Origin of the sequence: Metamycoplasma spumans (assembly GCF_041026625.1) — a bacterium.
Classification (GTDB): domain Bacteria; phylum Bacillota_I; class Bacilli_A; order Mycoplasmatales; family Metamycoplasmataceae; genus Metamycoplasma; species Metamycoplasma spumans.
Window position 1 is genome coordinate 182,056 of the sequence record NZ_CP163393.1, and the last position, 18,445, is coordinate 200,500.

General features: G+C 24.3%; 10 protein-coding genes. 9 read left to right on the forward strand and 1 reads right to left on the reverse strand.

From position 1 onward, the window contains the following. Positions 1–125: 125 nt before the first annotated feature. The 8 genes from AB5V95_RS00765 to AB5V95_RS00800 all read left to right on the forward strand — a co-directional run bounded on the left by AB5V95_RS00765 (position 126) and on the right by AB5V95_RS00800 (position 14,025). A complete protein-coding gene (locus AB5V95_RS00765) occupies positions 126–3,944 on the forward strand; it encodes an AAA domain-containing protein (protein WP_369085998.1) in 3,819 nt (1,272 codons plus the stop codon). Continuing rightward, the gene (locus AB5V95_RS00770; protein ID WP_369085999.1) at positions 3,934–5,949 is read left to right on the forward strand and encodes a hypothetical protein; all 2,016 of its coding nucleotides are present in this window, start codon (positions 3,934–3,936) and stop codon (positions 5,947–5,949) included. Before AB5V95_RS00765 ends, AB5V95_RS00770 begins: the two co-directional genes overlap by 11 nt. Further along, the gene (locus AB5V95_RS00775; protein WP_369086000.1) at positions 5,949–6,914 is read left to right on the forward strand and encodes a hypothetical protein; all 966 of its coding nucleotides are present in this window, start codon (positions 5,949–5,951) and stop codon (positions 6,912–6,914) included. Before AB5V95_RS00770 ends, AB5V95_RS00775 begins: the two co-directional genes overlap by 1 nt. A gap of 2 nt (positions 6,915–6,916) precedes the next feature. Continuing rightward, positions 6,917–8,911: an AAA family ATPase gene (locus AB5V95_RS00780; protein ID WP_369086001.1), complete on the forward strand. Its 1,995-nt coding sequence runs from the start codon at positions 6,917–6,919 to the stop codon at positions 8,909–8,911. A 738-nt stretch (positions 8,912–9,649) separates the two neighbouring features. Next, on the forward strand, positions 9,650–10,753 hold the full coding sequence (locus AB5V95_RS00785) for a helix-turn-helix transcriptional regulator (protein WP_051520264.1): 1,104 nt from the start codon (positions 9,650–9,652) through the stop codon (positions 10,751–10,753). Next, the gene (locus AB5V95_RS00790; RefSeq protein WP_369086002.1) at positions 10,746–11,588 is read left to right on the forward strand and encodes an MAGa7180 family putative nuclease; all 843 of its coding nucleotides are present in this window, start codon (positions 10,746–10,748) and stop codon (positions 11,586–11,588) included. The genes AB5V95_RS00785 and AB5V95_RS00790 overlap by 8 nt, the downstream gene beginning before the upstream one ends. Then, a complete protein-coding gene (locus AB5V95_RS00795) occupies positions 11,588–13,669 on the forward strand; it encodes a UU173 family protein (RefSeq protein WP_369086003.1) in 2,082 nt (693 codons plus the stop codon). The genes AB5V95_RS00790 and AB5V95_RS00795 overlap by 1 nt, the downstream gene beginning before the upstream one ends. 2 nt (positions 13,670–13,671) lie before the next feature. Beyond that, complete coding sequence (locus tag AB5V95_RS00800) at positions 13,672–14,025, forward strand: hypothetical protein (protein WP_027122654.1); 354 nt, start codon at positions 13,672–13,674, stop codon at positions 14,023–14,025. A 38-nt stretch (positions 14,026–14,063) separates the two neighbouring features. Here AB5V95_RS00800 and AB5V95_RS00805 read toward each other — a convergent pair whose 3' ends face one another. Then, positions 14,064–16,055, reverse strand: a complete 1,992-nt coding sequence (locus AB5V95_RS00805) for an MnuA family membrane nuclease (protein WP_369086004.1) — start codon at positions 16,053–16,055, stop codon at positions 14,064–14,066. A gap of 247 nt (positions 16,056–16,302) precedes the next feature. On the opposite strand from AB5V95_RS00805, the gene AB5V95_RS00810 reads away from it, so the two are divergent. Next, entirely contained in the window at positions 16,303–18,366 is a 2,064-nt protein-coding gene (locus tag AB5V95_RS00810) for a hypothetical protein (RefSeq protein WP_369086005.1), read from the forward strand. The last annotated feature ends 79 nt before the right edge of the window (positions 18,367–18,445 follow it).

Consider the following 18,445-nt stretch of genomic DNA (forward strand, 5'->3'; position numbering starts at 1 on the left):
ATTGAATAGAAATGTTATTTTCTAAAATCTATTTATTTAATGATAAATATTTTAAACAATTAGAAACGATTAAAGAATTCTGATAACTTAACTATGTAAATGAAATTAATAAACAAAGGGGCGTTATGAAACTTATATTAAACATTTTAAATAAATGCGATATATCTCATGCAGAATTAATTAATGCTAACGACGCATTGAGAAAACAGGATTTTCAATTAACTTTTGGCAAAAGAGAAGTTCGCGGTAAAAAAATAACAATTTTAAACCAATTAGAAAAAGAATTAGAAAGTAAGAAATTAAATACAAAAGAAAAATTAGATTATAAAAAACTATTTAAATTTCTTAATGAAGGTAAAAATTTAGATTTTTATACGTGTGGTCTTTCTAGAGTATATTTAAAAGAAGATAATGATGTATATGACGAACTTATTAGAATCTTGAAAGACCCTGCATTGAAACACAAAGAGTATGACAATTTTTTAGTTGCAGTCCAAACTGAAGATTTGTCAAATTTAAAAATTGGAGGTATAGAAGTTGATGGCAACGCTATTAATCTATTTTTCAAGTTAACAATAACTAGAGAAATGAATAATATAAATAACGCTTATTACAGTAATACTAATAATATTGAGAATACAATTATAAATTTCGAGTTACAAAGAATAAATATTTCTAGTTATAATTTAGAAATTAAAAAAATTAATAGCAAATTTTATAAAATTGATGGAATTCAATTTGTATGTGATAGTGATAGTAAATGTAACTCGACAACTTGTAATAATTCAAAATCAATATCAAGACAAATAATAAAAAGTGTTTTACAAAATACTGAATCGATTTTTAAGAAAAATGAAGATTCTTTAAAATTGAATGATATTGAGAGATATTTTAGATTATTTTCAGAATTTTATAACGATATGAAAAATTCTGACGCTGCATTTTTCTTAAATTTGTCAGATAAGGATATTATTTTAGAGAAAAAACAAAACGAAAAAGACAATATTATTAATTTTGATAATAATTATTTATATTTATTTCAAAAAGATAATTTTAATGTTTCAGGACATAAAAAAGATTGAAATCTTTCAGATATTCATTCAAAGGGAAGTTTGTTTGATTCGCTTAAAATAACATTTAAGTTTTATGAAGAAAAAACAGAAGATAAAAATGAGCTGAAAAATTGACAAAAAAGAGATATAAAAAGCTACAACTTCGATAAAAATGTAGAAAAAATTGATGAAAATATCAATGCTATAAATGAAGAAATACAAGAAATTAATATCAACGTAGATAACCTTGACAAAGATATTAAAACATTTAATGGCATAATAGAAGATATTCAAAATTTAATCAAGGAATATGAAATCTCAATTAACAAAAAAACATTTATATTATCTGATGATTTATTAGATAAACAAAATCGTAAAACTATTGAAAAAGAAATAGAAGAAATTGAAAGTAAAATCAAAGAAAAAGAGAAAATAATTTATGAATATAGAAATGAAAAAAATAAATTAATAAATGAACAAAATGAATTAAATAAGAAAATTAATTCTAAGAATGAAGAAATAAGTAAACAAAAATTACTTAAAAAAGAATATCAAAATTTGATACACAAAATTAATAATGAAAACTATCTTGTTAAAAGAGTAAAATCGATAAAAATAGATCCTAAAACCAAAGATGATTTATCAATTGAAATAGAACCTTATTTTAAAAATAATAATTGAAAAAGATATCAATTATCAACTATTAATATTGGTGAAAAGACAATAATAACCAGATCACATAATTCTATTAAAAATTTATTTAAAGGTTATATAAAAGAGCCTTCATTTTTAGCATCGTTAATTGAACCTTTAACAGTAAAAATAGATGAAAATAGCAAAGCCATTGATGATATCAATAATTTTATCTCTAAATATAATTTGAACGAAAAACAAGCTTTAGCCTTTAAAAAAGCAATTTTTTCTGATGCATTATTTTTATTGCAAGGTCCTCCAGGAACTGGAAAAACTCAAGTGATATCAGCTTTAATTGATTACTATCAATATAAAAATCAGAATATTATGCTAACTTCTTCAACACATGAGGCTATTGATAATGTTTTTGATAGATTTGCTAAATTAAATCCAATAAATCCTAATGTTTTTGCAATAAAAGTTTCAAGTGGAAATAGGGCAAATAATATAAATCCTTACTCAAAAGAAAATCTATCTAATCGTTATATAAAAGCATTAATATCCGAAGAGAATTTATTGAATCAAGCTAACTCAACTAATAATAAAGTGCTTGAATTATGCAATGATATTAATAAAGATGTTAAAGAAAATAATATTAGAATCTGAAATCTATTTATTAGAAAAATAATAGTAGATGGAAAGAAAATTGAAGAATTGGAAGAATTATTAGAAGATATTTTCTCTATGTCAGAAGATGGCGGTGTTTCTGATAAAGAAAACTCTAGAAAAATTATTAATATTTTAGAAAAATATGATTATTTAAAAATTGGAAAAGAACTAAAAAAACTAGGAATAGATTCGCTGGAAAAAATATCTAACTATATAAAAGAAGGGGCGAATAAAAATACTAATAATTTTTGTAATTCTGAAGTTTTAAATAAAATAAAAAGCAAGTTAAACATTGCGATTGAACTTAATGACTTAAAAGACCAATATGAAGATATTTATTGAAATGAAAAATTAGTGGATGTTTTATTTGATAATGAATTAGTTAACTTATTTGGTTTGACAACTACATCAAGCAGTGAAATTGAACATAATGGTAAGTTTATTGACTTGACAGTTGATTATAAAATTGATTTGACAATCATGGATGAAACTTCGAAATCAAACTTATTTGAAATAATAAATAGATGCTTACAATCGGCTAAATCAATTTTATGTGGTGATGCTTATCAATTGCCTCCTACTGTTGATTTTTCAGAAGAATTATACAATTGAGTGATAGAAAAAGAGCTTGGTCCCGATAATGCTGACAAAACAATGCAAAATGATATTGTTAATAAAATTAATGATGCATTGGCATATCCTTATTTTAATGAGAAAATAAAAGAATTAACGAAAATGATGAATGGTAATTCATTGTCTTATGAATTTTTAGATATGCAACATAGATTCCCAGATGAAATTTGTCATTTTATAAATGTTTTATATGAACAAAAAAATCAGAAGCTTAAAACATTTAACAATGATGCCAATTTTAAAAAATATGGCAATATAACTAGTAAGCTAAATTTAATAGATACTAACACTCTTCCAATAAAATACATTAATGATATAAAACAATTTGACAATAAATTTAACCTTGTTAATAATTTTGATCACAATATGCTAATTGAAGATGGCTTTATACCAAGTTCATTTATTAAAAAATTTAATCAGAGCACACTAGACACTAGAATGAATCAATATAATGCGATTGTAATAGTCAAAATAATTCAAAAATTATTAAATGACTTGGAGCATGATGGAATAAACATTGAAAATGAAAAATCAAAAATCGGAGTTATTGCTTTGACTAGAAATCAGGCAATTGTTATTAGAGGAATTATTCAATCTAAATATCCAGATTTATATACTAAATATATTGCAACGAGATCAATAGTAATTGATACGATTGATAACTTTCAAGGTAGAGAATGCGAATTTATTATTGTTGACTTAGTGAGATCGGAAAATAAAGGAACAGAGGAAACTCCTAATAAACGTAATACCAACTTTTTAAACGATGAAGCTAGACTGAACGTTGCTTTTAGTCGAACGAAAAATGTTTTAATTGTTGTCGGCGATTTTTCATATTATAAAAATACTAGCCAAGGCTTAACTGTATTGAAAAAATATATAAATCATTATTTGAAAAACAAAGATAATTTTGTAACCCCAGAAGAATTTATAGAAGAGGAATATAATGAATGATAAGATAAAAATTAAACTTAATTTTCCTGTTATTCAAAAGCAGGTTGAATTTACGTATCGTGAAATAGAAAAAATGGAAACTTATTATAAGTTGATATTGATTCCGCTTATTGAATTTAAAAAGTTAAATAAGTATATTATTGTAAATGATATATTTAAGAAGTTTTATAACATTAATAGTGATGTCTTGATTCGTAAATTTTGACTATTGATTTTAAGGGATATGCATAGAAAAAATATAATAACTATAAATTTTAATTCTTCTGAAAGCATGATTGAGGATTCTGATTTATTAGAAATGGATATTAAAAACATTGACATAAATAAAAAAATTGAAAAATATGTTGAAGTGAATAAGTTTTACAGTTTAACTGACAAAATAATGAAAAAAACTTTTACTTTTTATATCAAAACTGACCTCTTATCAGAGAATTATGATAAATACTTTGACACTAAAAATATAGGTAAATCTTGAAATGACAATTCTTTTGAAGGCTTTGATAAAAATGAATCGAAAGAAATTGATCAAAAGGTTTCGGAACTTGAATATCTTTTTGAAAAAGATGACTCAAAATTAATATTGGAAAAAATTGTTGAAAATAGTAATGATATTAAAGTAGCATTTTTCGAATCTGATTATGCCTTTGATATTGATAATTCATCAACTATTATTTCTATTAATATGAGACCAATGAATATCGCACAAAATAACTTTATGGAAGATTTTATAAAGAGTAATTTAATTAATGAACTGCATAATCGTGAATTGTTATATGATTCTATATTCCCAAATAATAATTTTTTAAGTGATTTTCGAATTAAAGATAGCTATGAAAAATTAGATATAAAAGAATTTGATATCAAAAAATGAATGATAAAAAAATCATTCGATCAAAATAATATTGTTGAAGGAAAATATAATGAAAAGTTTTTGCTATTAGATAAAAAAATATTTGACATAAACAAAATAGAAGTTAATGTAAAAATTGATGATAATAAAGTTGAAGAAAATGCAGTAGACTTTTTTATTCCAACTGAAATATCCGAATCAAAATATCTCGAGTTACTGGAAGATATTTATGAGAAAAAAATATCAGACACTGATAGTATGACTTCTGCTTTAGAAAAATATCTAGACAAATTTTTAAAAGATACTAAAGAAAAATCTAACTTTAATTTTGAATTAATTTCAAAAATTTGAACATTTTTAAGTAATTTTAAAACTAAAGATAGATTCAAAGAAATTACTCAACTATTTTCTAATAATGTGTTTTTAGATGTTTTAAATACTATTAAAACTAGCGATGATTTAGACAAATTCATGAGCATTTTAAATAATAGCGAACTTATTTTTAAAAATATTATTAGTAAATACAATATCAATTCAGACAATTTAGATGTTTTTAACTTTGTATCTTCATGAAATAATAATATGCTTAGAGAAATTTTTAAAAAACACGTAAATGACCATCATTTAGTTAATTTATATAAAGACAATAAATTTAATGAAACACTATTTTATAGCGATCTAAAAAATCATATTTCTAGCGATTTTGAAGATTTAATTGAACAAATTGATTCGGACATTGACGCTTCAGTTAAATTAAATCATTTAGAAAAATTTAAGAAAAAAGAAGTATATAAAGGTTTATTGGCTATTGACTGTTTAGATTACATTAATGAATATATTTTTAAAAAAGAAGAAGAAATAAAAAACTCTTTAGAATATATTAGAAATAATTTAATTCTTAAAGCTGTATCAATCAGACAAACACTTGAAAAATTTAAAAAAAATAGTAAAACAACATTTACAAAGTCATTAGAAAAAATAGATTTAAAACTCGTTGATTATTACAAATATTTATCTAATAACTATGCCCATTCTTTTAAAAAAGACGCAACTACGGCTGAGTATATTTTTAAAATGAGTGATGAAAAAGTAATAGCTGAAAATAATTATTTAGATGAAATTATCGAATATATAAAACAATTTGAGGTTAATAAATAATGAGTCACATAGCAACCGTAACATTGAATTTAAGTCAATTAGAAAAACGAGAATTAGAAAATATTTGTGATAAAAATACTGAACTGCTAAATAATATGCTTTTATCTAATGGATATCAAAATAATGGATTAATAAAAGAAGCTATTGAACAAATTGAAAATGTTAAATCAAATATTAATCAAAAAGTTGAGCTGGATTTAAATTCATACAAAGGATTAAGTTTATACGAATTAGAATATGACAAAATCAATAAATTATTATTAAATATAATTGATACAGTTGATTACAGAAAAATTGATAACTCAATTTCGATAGAAAATTTCAATCATTATGTATATGAATTTGGTAAATTAGCTTATAAAGCAAGAGATTTGGTCATAAATAGTAATTTAGAGTTAACTGAAGATAACCTTAATTTAAAAATTAATGAACTAATGAATGCTAAAGCTTCTATTGAAGAATTAAGAATCTTCAAGAATAGTATTTATACAAAAATAAGCAAAATTAAAAATAACGAATTAAAACGCTACTTTGAAGATAAGGTAAAGATAATTACAACAAAAAAAGATATTGATGATTTTAAAATCTGATTTAAAGAAAAAAATAATTCAATATTGAAAGCAGATAAAATAGCAAAACCATTTATTGAGTTTTTAATGACTGAAGAAAAGTATAAATTAGCCGGAAAGCAAATAAAAGTTGTTAATGAAAAGCTTGGCGTAATTTATCTTTTAGAAAACGATTTAGAAGAGCAAGTGATATTTAATGTTTCTCCAGATGGAACGGTTGAATATCAAATTGGCGATTATAAAAGGCATGTATGCTCAAAAACGGCTAATCAGATGCTTGAATATATAACTAAAAATTCGAATATGAATATTGTTAAATATACCGTGAATAGAACTTTTGTTGCAACCAAACCTAAATATAGCGCAAAAGAAAAAGTAAAAAGATGAGGTAATTAATTATGAATTTAAAAGAAGCAATTACAACGCAATTAAAATTTAAGTTATTAAACAAAAATATAGTAATTTTGAAGGGGAATACTTCTGAGTTTTTATCGCCAAAAGTATTGAATTTACCGATTAAAAAACCTTCTTTAGATAATATAAATAAAAATCTTGTAAAAAGTGAATATTTAGAATTACTTACTGAATTTTCTAATTTGGATTTTTTAACTTTTAATCAATATCTATTACACTATTTATACCAAGATAAAAATCTTTGTATTGATAATATATATCTTTACAATTCTAATTGAGAAATGGAAAGTGAAATTGTTCATGGTAATATAAAAATTTTTGAAAATAAAGATAATAAAAACGATTTTCAAGAAACTTTTGATGATATTGAAAAATCAGAAATATTTGATTTTGTAAATATTGAGAATAATGATAATGGCAAAAATGAAGATATTAATTCAAAATTAAAAAACTTAATAATTGAAAAAATCAATAATGATGGTATTGCATCACAAAATTTATTTATCTTAGATTTAGCCGAATCTATTTATAGTGATAAAAACACTCAATTAGATATCGCTAAATTAAATTCATTGATTGATATGTTTACTAATGAAATTAACCAGATAACGCATAAAATTAAACCTTCAAATTTTAAATTAATAATTTTGATAAAAAACGATCAGATATTTAATTCGATACTTTTTAATAATAATCAAGAAATAACTTCTTTAACAATTCCTAATCCTTCATTAGAGGAAAGAAAATCATTTTTCAACATAAGAGGATCTTCATTTAGAAAACTTGAAAATAAATTAATAACTAAAAAAGAAATTAATGACGCAAGTGCAATAACTAATGGACTAACTTTTAGAGAATTATTTCAACTTGAAGTATTTTCTAACAAACTTGATAATATAAAAGATTTTAAAGAATTATACAGATTATGTTTCTTTGAAAAGAAAGAATCTGAATGAGAAAAAATTAATGCTGAAAATTTGAACAAATTCTTAGAGGATTTTGACAATAAAGTCAAAGGCCAATCTCATGTTGGTATTAAAATAAAAGACACACTAATTAGAAGCCAGGTGGGATTACAAGGTATTTTACAAAGCTCTGACATTCAGAAAAATTCAAAACCAAGAGGAATTTTATTTTTTGCAGGACCTACGGGTGTTGGAAAAACCGAATCAGCCAAAGCTTTATCTGAATTTATTTTTAATGACCCAAATCAAATAATTAGATTTGATATGTCAGAATATAATCATGAAGAATCTGATCAAAAACTTTTAGGAGCGGCTCCAGGTTATATAGGTTATGAAGCTGGTGGGACTCTTACTAATGCTGTTTTACAAAAGCCGTTTTCTATTTTATTATTTGATGAAATAGAAAAAGCTAATTCAAAAATTTTTGATAAATTCTTACAAATTTTAGAAGATGGAAGATTGACTTCTTCTAAAGGAGAATTAGTTGATTTTTCAGAAACATTTATTATTTTTACTTCAAATATAGGTGCGTCTACAATGCCTAAAGATGGAGACAGTAAAAAAATTCAAGAACATTTTATTTCAGAAGTTAAAAAATATTTTAGCGATGAACTAAAAAGACCAGAGATTTTGAATAGAATTGGTATACCAAACATAGTTCCTTTTAATAAAATTAGCTCATTAGAAATAAAAATTGACATTATAAGATCTAAAATCAAGAAAATAAAAGAATTTTTATTAAAAGAAAAAAACATAAAATTAATATTCGATAATTCAATTGAAGAATATTATTTATTAGTAGCTAACAATGTTGATGATTCAATGGGCGCTCGTTCACTTATTTTATTTTTAGAAACTGATTTAGTAAAAGCAATATCAAATATTATTTTTAAAAATAGAGAACTAATTGAAAAGAAAATATCAGAATCTGCAGACGAAGACGGTTTAGTGAATATAAAACTAAAATATGTATCTTCAAATAATAGTCACGGTTTTAAAGAAGAAATACTCTAAAATAAAGTCAATTAAAACAAAAAATATTTAGGCACAGTGTCTAAATATTTTTGTTATTTATTAAATTTGCTAAGAAGCAATTGATTTATATATTTTAATTGACGATAATAACATATCAATACTAAAAAAAGTAATTAACATTTTTAATAATAATATTACTATTCGGCTTTATTTAAAAACACCTATAATAAAAAATAATATTAAAAGTAATACGCTAAATACTAACATTGTTAATAGCATCGGCGTGAATATGATAGTGATGATGTATATTGAGCATAATATTTTGCGATTAGAGCGGGAGGCTATAATAATAGCAAAAATCAATGAAGCGACACTTAATATAATTGCATAAGTTAGTATTGCTGTTGTAATGAAATTTCAAGATGACAATATAGGGATGAAAAATAAACATCAATATGAAAAATTTCTTTTATCGATGTAAACAGAATATAACGGTAAAAGTATATAAGTTAGTAATGAAAATATTCAAAAAGTAAATGACATTCAAAAATACATCTTTTTCATTGCTAATACCTTTCGCTAATTTTATTGTTTATAAAAATAATATTTTAATTTAAATTATAGCTCAATATAATTTTGATTTTTAAGCATTATATTGAGATGATTTTTATTGTAAATAAAAATGCTTTTATTTTATCTTGAAAAAATATCTAATATGTTGAATTAACTATATTATAATTTATAATAATTAAACGACAAGAAACATAAGGAGGTTATATGGAGGCAAGAAGTTTATGTGATTTTAAAAATAAAGTAAAACTTCATGGCAATAGTTTCAGCGAGGAATTACAATATTATTTAAAAAAATTCAAGATGACACAAAGGGAGTTGTCATTAAGAATAAACGTTAGCACAAAATACCTTAACCAAATATTAAATAATGAATTTCAGGATTTGAGTGCTTCATTAATCGAAGCAATAGAATATGCATTTGATTTAGATGCGGGAACATTAATTCAAATTTATAATATTTATTCAACTAATACTGAAATAGAAAATAATAATAGTGATTTTATAAAAACATCAAAACGTTATGGAGTTGATTTCCTAATTCAAAATCCTAATTTAGCTAAAGTTGCAAATATTAATGTTAGTGAGCATATGAGTAATACTTGTAAAATGATTATGCTTAAAAAGTTTTACGGTGTTAAAAATTTAAGTGATTACGATTCATATTTAAAAGAACATATTATGGCAGAATATGGAATTTATTCAGATAATCCGCATAGTTTAGTATGAATTAGATATTGTGAACTTTCTTTAGCGCGTTTTATTGAACATGACGAAGAAGGCGCATTTAGAATTAACTTCTTTGAAATAGTTATGAAAAAAATTATGACTATTATTTCAAATAAGAAAATGAGTTTTTACAAAAAAGTTGATACTGTTAAAGATTATTTATTTAAAAAAGGTATTGTTTTGATTACTAAACCTCATATTAAAGATTGTAATATTAGGGCTATTTCTCTTAAAAAAAGAGGAACAAGATACATCTTTTTATCAGATATGTATAATGCCGAACCACTAATATTCTTTGCATTACTTCACGAAATCGTTCATTGTTTTCACCCAGAAAAATTAGAAAAAGAAATTGATGCGATTTTAAAAGAAATATTGCAATCATGAACAATTGAAAAAAACAAAAAATTAGCAATTGTGATGGATGCAATTGATGCTCACGAACAAGCTCATTTATTTAGAGATGTAGATCCTAAAGCTGATATATCAGCAATATTAGATGTTATTTATTCTAAATATCCACGTGTTTCATTTACTGATACTGAACTTTTAAAATTAGAAAAAGAGGGAATTAATGAGTAATAAAATATTGATACCAAAAAGACAATATTTTAATAAAACACACTATACACTTGACTTTGAAAATAAAGTCTTTATAGTTAATGAAGATTTATTAAAAATCCGCCAATCAAATAAACCGGGTACATTTAATGGTTTTAGAAAAATGACCGGTTCTGCACTTGGTGATATTATGGGTTTGGGATCATTTAAAAGTCAGTTCGCAGCTTACGCAAGACTTTGCGGCTTTGGAATGCCTGTGTTAGATACTAAATATATTGACGCCGGTGTTATATTAGAACCTAAAATATTGGATATAGTTAAGAAATCTCTTAAACGTGATTTGCAAACATATCCCGCTAAAAAGTATAATTATGACTATTTTAAAAATAATGAACTATTTGGTGGATTACCTGATGGTTATTGCTCAGATTTAAATTTAGTAATTGAAATAAAGACAGCTGGTAGAAAAAAATATGACCAATGACTTGAATATGGTGTGGACCCATCATATATTAAACAAGCACAACTTTATACATATTTAATGGGAAGCGAAAAATTTTCAATTGTTGCTTGTTTTTTAGAAGAAGACGACTATGCAAACCCGGAAGCAGTTGACATTACTAAACGTATTATAAAAAATTGAAATTTTACAATAAATCAAGAGCAAGTTTTGGATGATATTAAATTTTGCACTGAATGATTTGAAAAGTATACAAACTTAGGCATTAGCCCAGTTTGAAATGATTTGATTGACGGAGATTTGATTGAATTTTTAAAATGCGAAAATCAAGATCAATGAGAAAAATTATATTTAAAATGAGTTGAAGATAAAAAAGCTGTACCTAAGGTTTCATAATGGAAAGAAAAAAATATTATAAGGCAAAAGATTTTATAATTGCTAACAATCACAGGGCATTTTTTGCCTTTAATGATGTTAGTGATTATTTTATTAAAAATTTAGATAAACTTTATGACACTGAAGAAAGCGAAAGTGAATTTAACTTGCTAGATTTTTCGTTAGATTACATTGATAAAGAATTTGACAAAAACTTTTTAGAATTTGTTGAAGAAAGTAAAAAAGAAGAAATTTTGTATTCAAACCCGATTGAAAAATTAAGTTATTTAGAAGAAAAAATAAAAAATGACCCAGATTTTTTTAATCTGTTAGATAAAAATGGGAAGCTATCATTATTTAATGAAATTACAGCAAAATTTTCGCAATTTGAAAGTTCGGCCGAAGCTATTCCTTTTATTGTTCAAGGCGCCAAAGAATTTGTTTTAAATTATTATAAAGAGTCAAATAAAGATATTTTTGATAAGTTAAAAATTATACCGCTTAAGGTTGCTACTGACACTAAAATTCAAGACACAATAACCGCTATAAAAGATGGCTATGAGCTCTTATTATCGCCGGTTTTTGAGTATAAAAAATGTTTAGCAACACCATTTTATTATGATGTTAAACAAAAAACCATCGGGATATTATTATATTCTTCAAAAAGCTCACTAAAAGATATTGTTAAAGCCTATTTTGAAGTTAAGGTAATGAGAGAAGCTGGATTTGAAGTTGAAAATGTAAAAATTATTCCAATGATTAAAGAACTTAGGAAAAATGTTAAAAAGAATGAAATTAAATTTCAGTTTTCTGAATATGCAAATCATGCAAAATCAAAAGCTAGCACTAAAGATGAAGATTTTGATGATCAAGACGAACTAAACCACATAATTCATAAGAACCCTAATTATGACTTTTCAAGAAGAGTATTATTTAAATCTAAAGCAAAAAAAATCATTGAACATATAAATGAAGAACTCGAAAGTATATTGTCATTTTCAGAAAGCGAAGAAGAACAGCGACCTTTTATTTGTCCATTTGAACGTTTTGTTAGAATGGCAAATAGTCCTGAAGATTTTCCTGAAATTAACAAATTAGAAGAAATTATTACTGAAGATGATTTAACTTGCCCAGTACAGCTTAATGATGTTTATTTGAGAATTATGTTAGACAATTTATTGCCTGATTATGCTATAGCTTCTAAAAAGGCTATTAAATTAAAGATAGCCAACACTTGACCGCAAAAATTTTCAGATAACATCAAACCAAAGATTTTGGAATTTTTTGATAAAAACTTAATTTGAATAAATCCTTCGATTTTAAAAAATAAGATCTATGAGGCTATCAATGAAAAAGACGTTAAAATTGTGTGATTTGACTTTGAAGGGGTAACTTCGACTAAGCCAATTATTGATTTTTCACCACAATGAACACAATTGATATGCCAGAATTCAATTATTAAAACAATAAATAATAATATTATTGAATCAGAATCTTTTGATTATGTTTATGACCCGCAAAAATATAGCTATGAAACATTAATTAAAGTTATTGAAGATTTATATGACGAAGAAGCAAAATATTATGTCGTGTTTAATGAAAGTTATGAAAAATCAAGAATTAAGGAGGCTTTTGAAATCCTTGAATTAAATTTACAAAAATATAAAAATATTTCTCAAAAAAAATTAGAAGAATTAAGATACAAAAAAGACCAAATTATTAATAACTTGGTTGATATAGCGAAATTGTTTAGTGGTTCAAAAGCAACTTTTAGCGATACAATAATTTTAATTGGGGCAATTAAGGGTAGATATTCAATTAAAAAAATTGAGCATTTTGTTACTGAAAATAATTTAGAATTGGAACATAAAGTTTTCCCATATCATGAACTTAAAGTTAAAAATGGTGGAATGGCTTTACAAATTGCTACAGCAAGATTATTGGGCGCTATTAAAGATAATGAATGAAATTCTAAAGTTGAAGATTTAAAACGTTATTGTCATAATGATGTTTTAGCCATGATAATGGTGGCTGATTTGGTAAATTATTTGATGAAAAATTTTGACGAATACAAAGAAAATTATGATTTATATAAAGGATAATCATGAAATATATATTTAAAAACAAATATTTAAGAAAATGAGAAGCTAATAAAATTGATGATTTTAGTTTACTTCCTGAAAAAGCAATTACAGAGAGTTTTTTAGAAGAGTTAATTTCAAAACTGCCCTCTTCTTTATATGATTTAAAAAATCATTATCAAAAAATTCGTTCAATCATTACTGATGATCAAATAGATAGCATTCAAGGAGAATACAAGCTTTATATTTTTATTCCCATTGATTATTTAACCAAAACAGAAATTCTAAAATCAATTTATACTTGAAAAGAAAATCTTGAAATTTTTAAAAACGATAATGTTTTTAGTGAAGAAGAGCTCTCTAAAATATTCGGTTAATATACAAAAAAGCATTGATTATTCAATGCTTTTTTGTATTAGTTTTTTGGTTTGAAATCTATCATAACCGGCGCATGATCAGAAACGGTATTAGCTAATTTTTGTTCTGAGGTTTCGCCGTTGCCATATTCTTGGTTTACTCTTCTTGATTCTTCAAGGTCTCAGATTTTATCTTTAAAAGCGCCAACTGTATCAAGTTTAAATGGAACATTTTTAAAGTTCTCGATTTGTTCTTTTTCGCTAGCATCTATGAAATTAACATCTTTGTTTTCTTTAAATAATATTTTGTCATATGGTTCTGAATATTTTTTAGTTTTTCCTAAAGATGTTCTATACCTATCGCTATTTTCTAAATCATAATAATAGTTTTTTAAATCATAATTGTCTTCTAGTTTTCTAAATAATGTATGGTTTTCAAATTTGATATTAGTATCACCGCCAAAAACAATTGCAGCCTCTTTATTTTTAGATATTGAAGCAAAGAAATTGAATACTTCTGGCAATGCCATAGTTTCATATACTTCATAACTTCCTTGTTGCTTTTTGATTCTGATATCTTCAAAATTTGAAATGCCTGGTTCGCCATTTTTTGCTGCTCCAGGAGCATCAAAGTGAGCAAAGATTGTGATTATTGGTTTCTGATATCCTCTTATTCTAAACATTGCGCCAAAAGGTGGTCTTGCATATTTTCTTTTGTTAAATGAAATTTCTTTGGTAAATGAAGCGCCAATTTCGTTATTATCAAAAGCAATTGGCTCTGCTATGCTTTTCTTGTATATTATTGCCACGTCTTCATTTTGATTACTATTTTCATTAACTCCAGGAACATTGGTTACACCAATATAAGCAAAATCTTCGGAGTTTGATAGTTCATTTAATTTATCAACAATTATTTTAACTTTGTCTAATCTATTATAGTTTACTTCTGTTATTCCAATAATGTCCATTTCGGTTGCTAAAATTGCCTTAGCAATATTAAGCACCTTAAGCCCCTTTGGATTTGAAGAACCTTTTTTGTCATCTGATCCATAATTTTTAATATTTCAATGTGCTACACGTGTATGGTTAGACGGTTTATAGAATAATTCTGATGCAAATGGATTTGGTTTTCTATCAGGTATAGATTCGTCAGTATTTTCTGTATTACCTTCAGAATTGTTATTTTCATTTTCTATTGGTTTTGATTCATGATTTTCGTCTTGATTTTTATTTGAATCATCAGCTGGTTGATCATTTTCTGGATGGATTACATTATTGTTTTCTTCATTTTCAATTTCTGATTTGTCATTTTTGTGTGACTCTAATTTTTTAATAATTTGTTTTATGGCTTTTTTGATCTTTTCTTTAGTAACGGTTGATTCTTCAATCTTTATTGACTCAACGTTATTTTCATTGCTTCTAAAGTAATTATGTGCTTTAATGATTTTTCTAATTATAGTTATGTTTATTATTCTCTGCCCTTCGAGAGATTTTAAGGCAAATTTAATAATTCTTCGCTTGTTAATTAATAAATTTATAAGTCCTTCGAGAGATAAATTTTCAATCTCTTCATCAGAAAAATATTGTTTTAGTTTTTCAATTACAACTTCAATATCTAATTCTGATTTAGGCAATTTAATCATTGGTAGTGCTTTTGAAACATTTTCATATAAATCATAAATATCGTAATTGTAATTATTAATTTTGATAATTTTGAAATTATCTTCAGGAATATTGCTGTCTAAAATATGTAAAATATTCTCTCAAGCAAGTTGAGTTTCATAATCATCTTCGTCAATTTTTACTATATTTTTATATTTGCGAATATTATCTTTTTCTTTTTTTAATCTATAAGATATTTCATTAAATTCTGATTTACTAACATCACCAATGTTTGCTTCGATTTTAGCTTCTAAATCACTTTGTGATTCTATACTAATATTAGCAACTACTTCGGTATTTTTATTAGAACATGAAATTGCTAATGCAAATGGTGAAGACATAGCTACCAAAGTAGCCAACGAAAATATAGTAATCTTTTTACTTTTCATTTTGAAACTCCTATATTATTATTTTATTTATTTATTTATTAACTTATATATATAATAAAATATATCAAAATCTCGACTTCAAAAATTAAAATAGCAATAAATAAACTTATTAACCTATAACTTTTTATTCCAATAGATAAATTTGCTGTTTGTATTGTATAAAAAGCTAGTTTTTTAATTAATTAAATAAGTTTTAACTAAATAAAATAATTCAAATATAATATATAGACTTTGCAAAGGAGGAGATATGAATAAGATTAAATTAAAGCTATTGTTGCCTTTATTTTTATCTACTACTTCAATTATTGCTATTTCATGTCAAAGCAATAATATTAATCAAGAACTTAGTAAAAGTGAAAATAATAAACCTGGCGAAAATATTAATAATAATCATAATGAAAATGATAAAAATACAGAAAACAAACAGCTTGAAAATCCAAAAAACGAAGTAAATAATCAAGGTTACGAACATGAAAATTCTTCACAAAAATATGAATTATTTTCATTTCCTAAGCCGAAATATTTGGACAAAAATATTGCATTAAGTCATGAAGGTGAAATTAAAGACATTAAATCAGTTTTTGATTATAAAACATTTCCTGATAATGTTGTTTTATTGGCCAATGAAAATAATGAAAATCTAATAAAAAGGTATTTTAATGAAGAATATAGAAAAGTTATTAAAACATTTTATGCTCAAAATTTAGAAAATAATTTACCTAAATGGGCGAATATTAATTTTGAATCAGCTCAAAAACCTGATTCAAAAATTATTCCTGATTTATTTGCAAGAATTAAAGATGAAAACAATTTATATAAACTTAATCAAAGAATTATGTTAAGTTACGCAGAAAACAACGAAATAGATTTAATCAATAATAAAGAGTTGATTTATAAAAAAGATATTACTAATTATTTAAATAAACCATTTTTAGATCGTAAGTTAAACATTAACATTCTTTTTGCACAAAATCAAAGCAATTATGGTTTTAATTTTGTGCAAAAAAATATTATGAGATTTGAAGTTGATATTGAAAAATTGTTATTAGAAAAAGGCAAAGAAAGTTCAAACTATTTGAGATTAACTAATTATGATCTCCCAATTTTATATCAAGTGTATATTAATAATGATGACGAACTAATTTTAAAAACCAAATTAGATGCTGATTTTAATAAAGATTTTACTTTTGATTATACAAATATTAAGCAAAATATTGTTATTAATAAATATTCGACTATTATTGATATTTTTTATAAAACCATTGAAGAAAATGACGAAATTTTTTCTTTAGAAAAGATTACATATAAAAATCAAACCGAGCCAAAACTAACATCAAATGGCTTATTTTATTCAAATGATCAAAATTTATCATTTACTAATGGCAAAAGAATAATTGAATATGAAAATCAATCTTTATTTAACGATATAAGAAAAAGAGTATTTGTAGTTGGCGGTGGGACATCAACAATGTTAGCCAAGGTTAAACCAAGCGATGAAAATGACCAAAGATATTATTTTATAACCAACCGTCATGTTAGCGATAATTTAAAAAATCATTGAGAAAATAGCCAAGTAATGAAGAAATTTTTAATTTATGATTTTGATGATAATAAAGTTAGAAATGCATCTGATGATATTTCAGTTGATGTTGAAAAAGATTATTTTAATTTTAACTTTTGAGAAGTCAAAGATCAAACAAGAAGAGATGGCAGAATCGAAAATGACAATAGAAAAGATGCCGATATTTCAATATCGATTATTGATATTAAGCCAATTTTAGCAAAAGCTAAAGCTGAAAATAAAACTAAGATTATTAATTATTTAGAAAATTGAAAAAATCTAAAAGCTCTTAAATTAAGCAAGAAAACTAAATATTTAAATGAAAATGATTATGTCAAATTATATCTTTCATCATTTCCAGTCGATAGTCATGCTGGATTTTCAGGTAGAAGATATCGCGAACATATTATAAATAGAATTGAAAATATTCAACTAAGTGATCAAGATCAAAGATTTTTAACATATGGTCATTTTAGAACTTTTATTCAAAGTGATGATTTATCTAAAAATCAAAAATATGACCTAATTTCAGGTGGATCTGGCAGTGTTGTATATGATGAAAATGGCGATATGGTCGCTTTATTTATGCAAAATATCGGTGACGATTCATATGGATTTGGTTTATTAAGCAATTTTGAATATGACTATTTTGGATATGAAACTTCAAATAACCCTAAATCATTTAAAAATAAATTACAAAAAGCTATGGCAGAACAACCTGATAAATTTGAATATTTTGAAATATGGTAGTAAATAATTAAATGGATGCTTATCCATTTTTTTTATTGCTTTTAGTTTGGATATAGAAATTGGATTGTTAGAATTAATA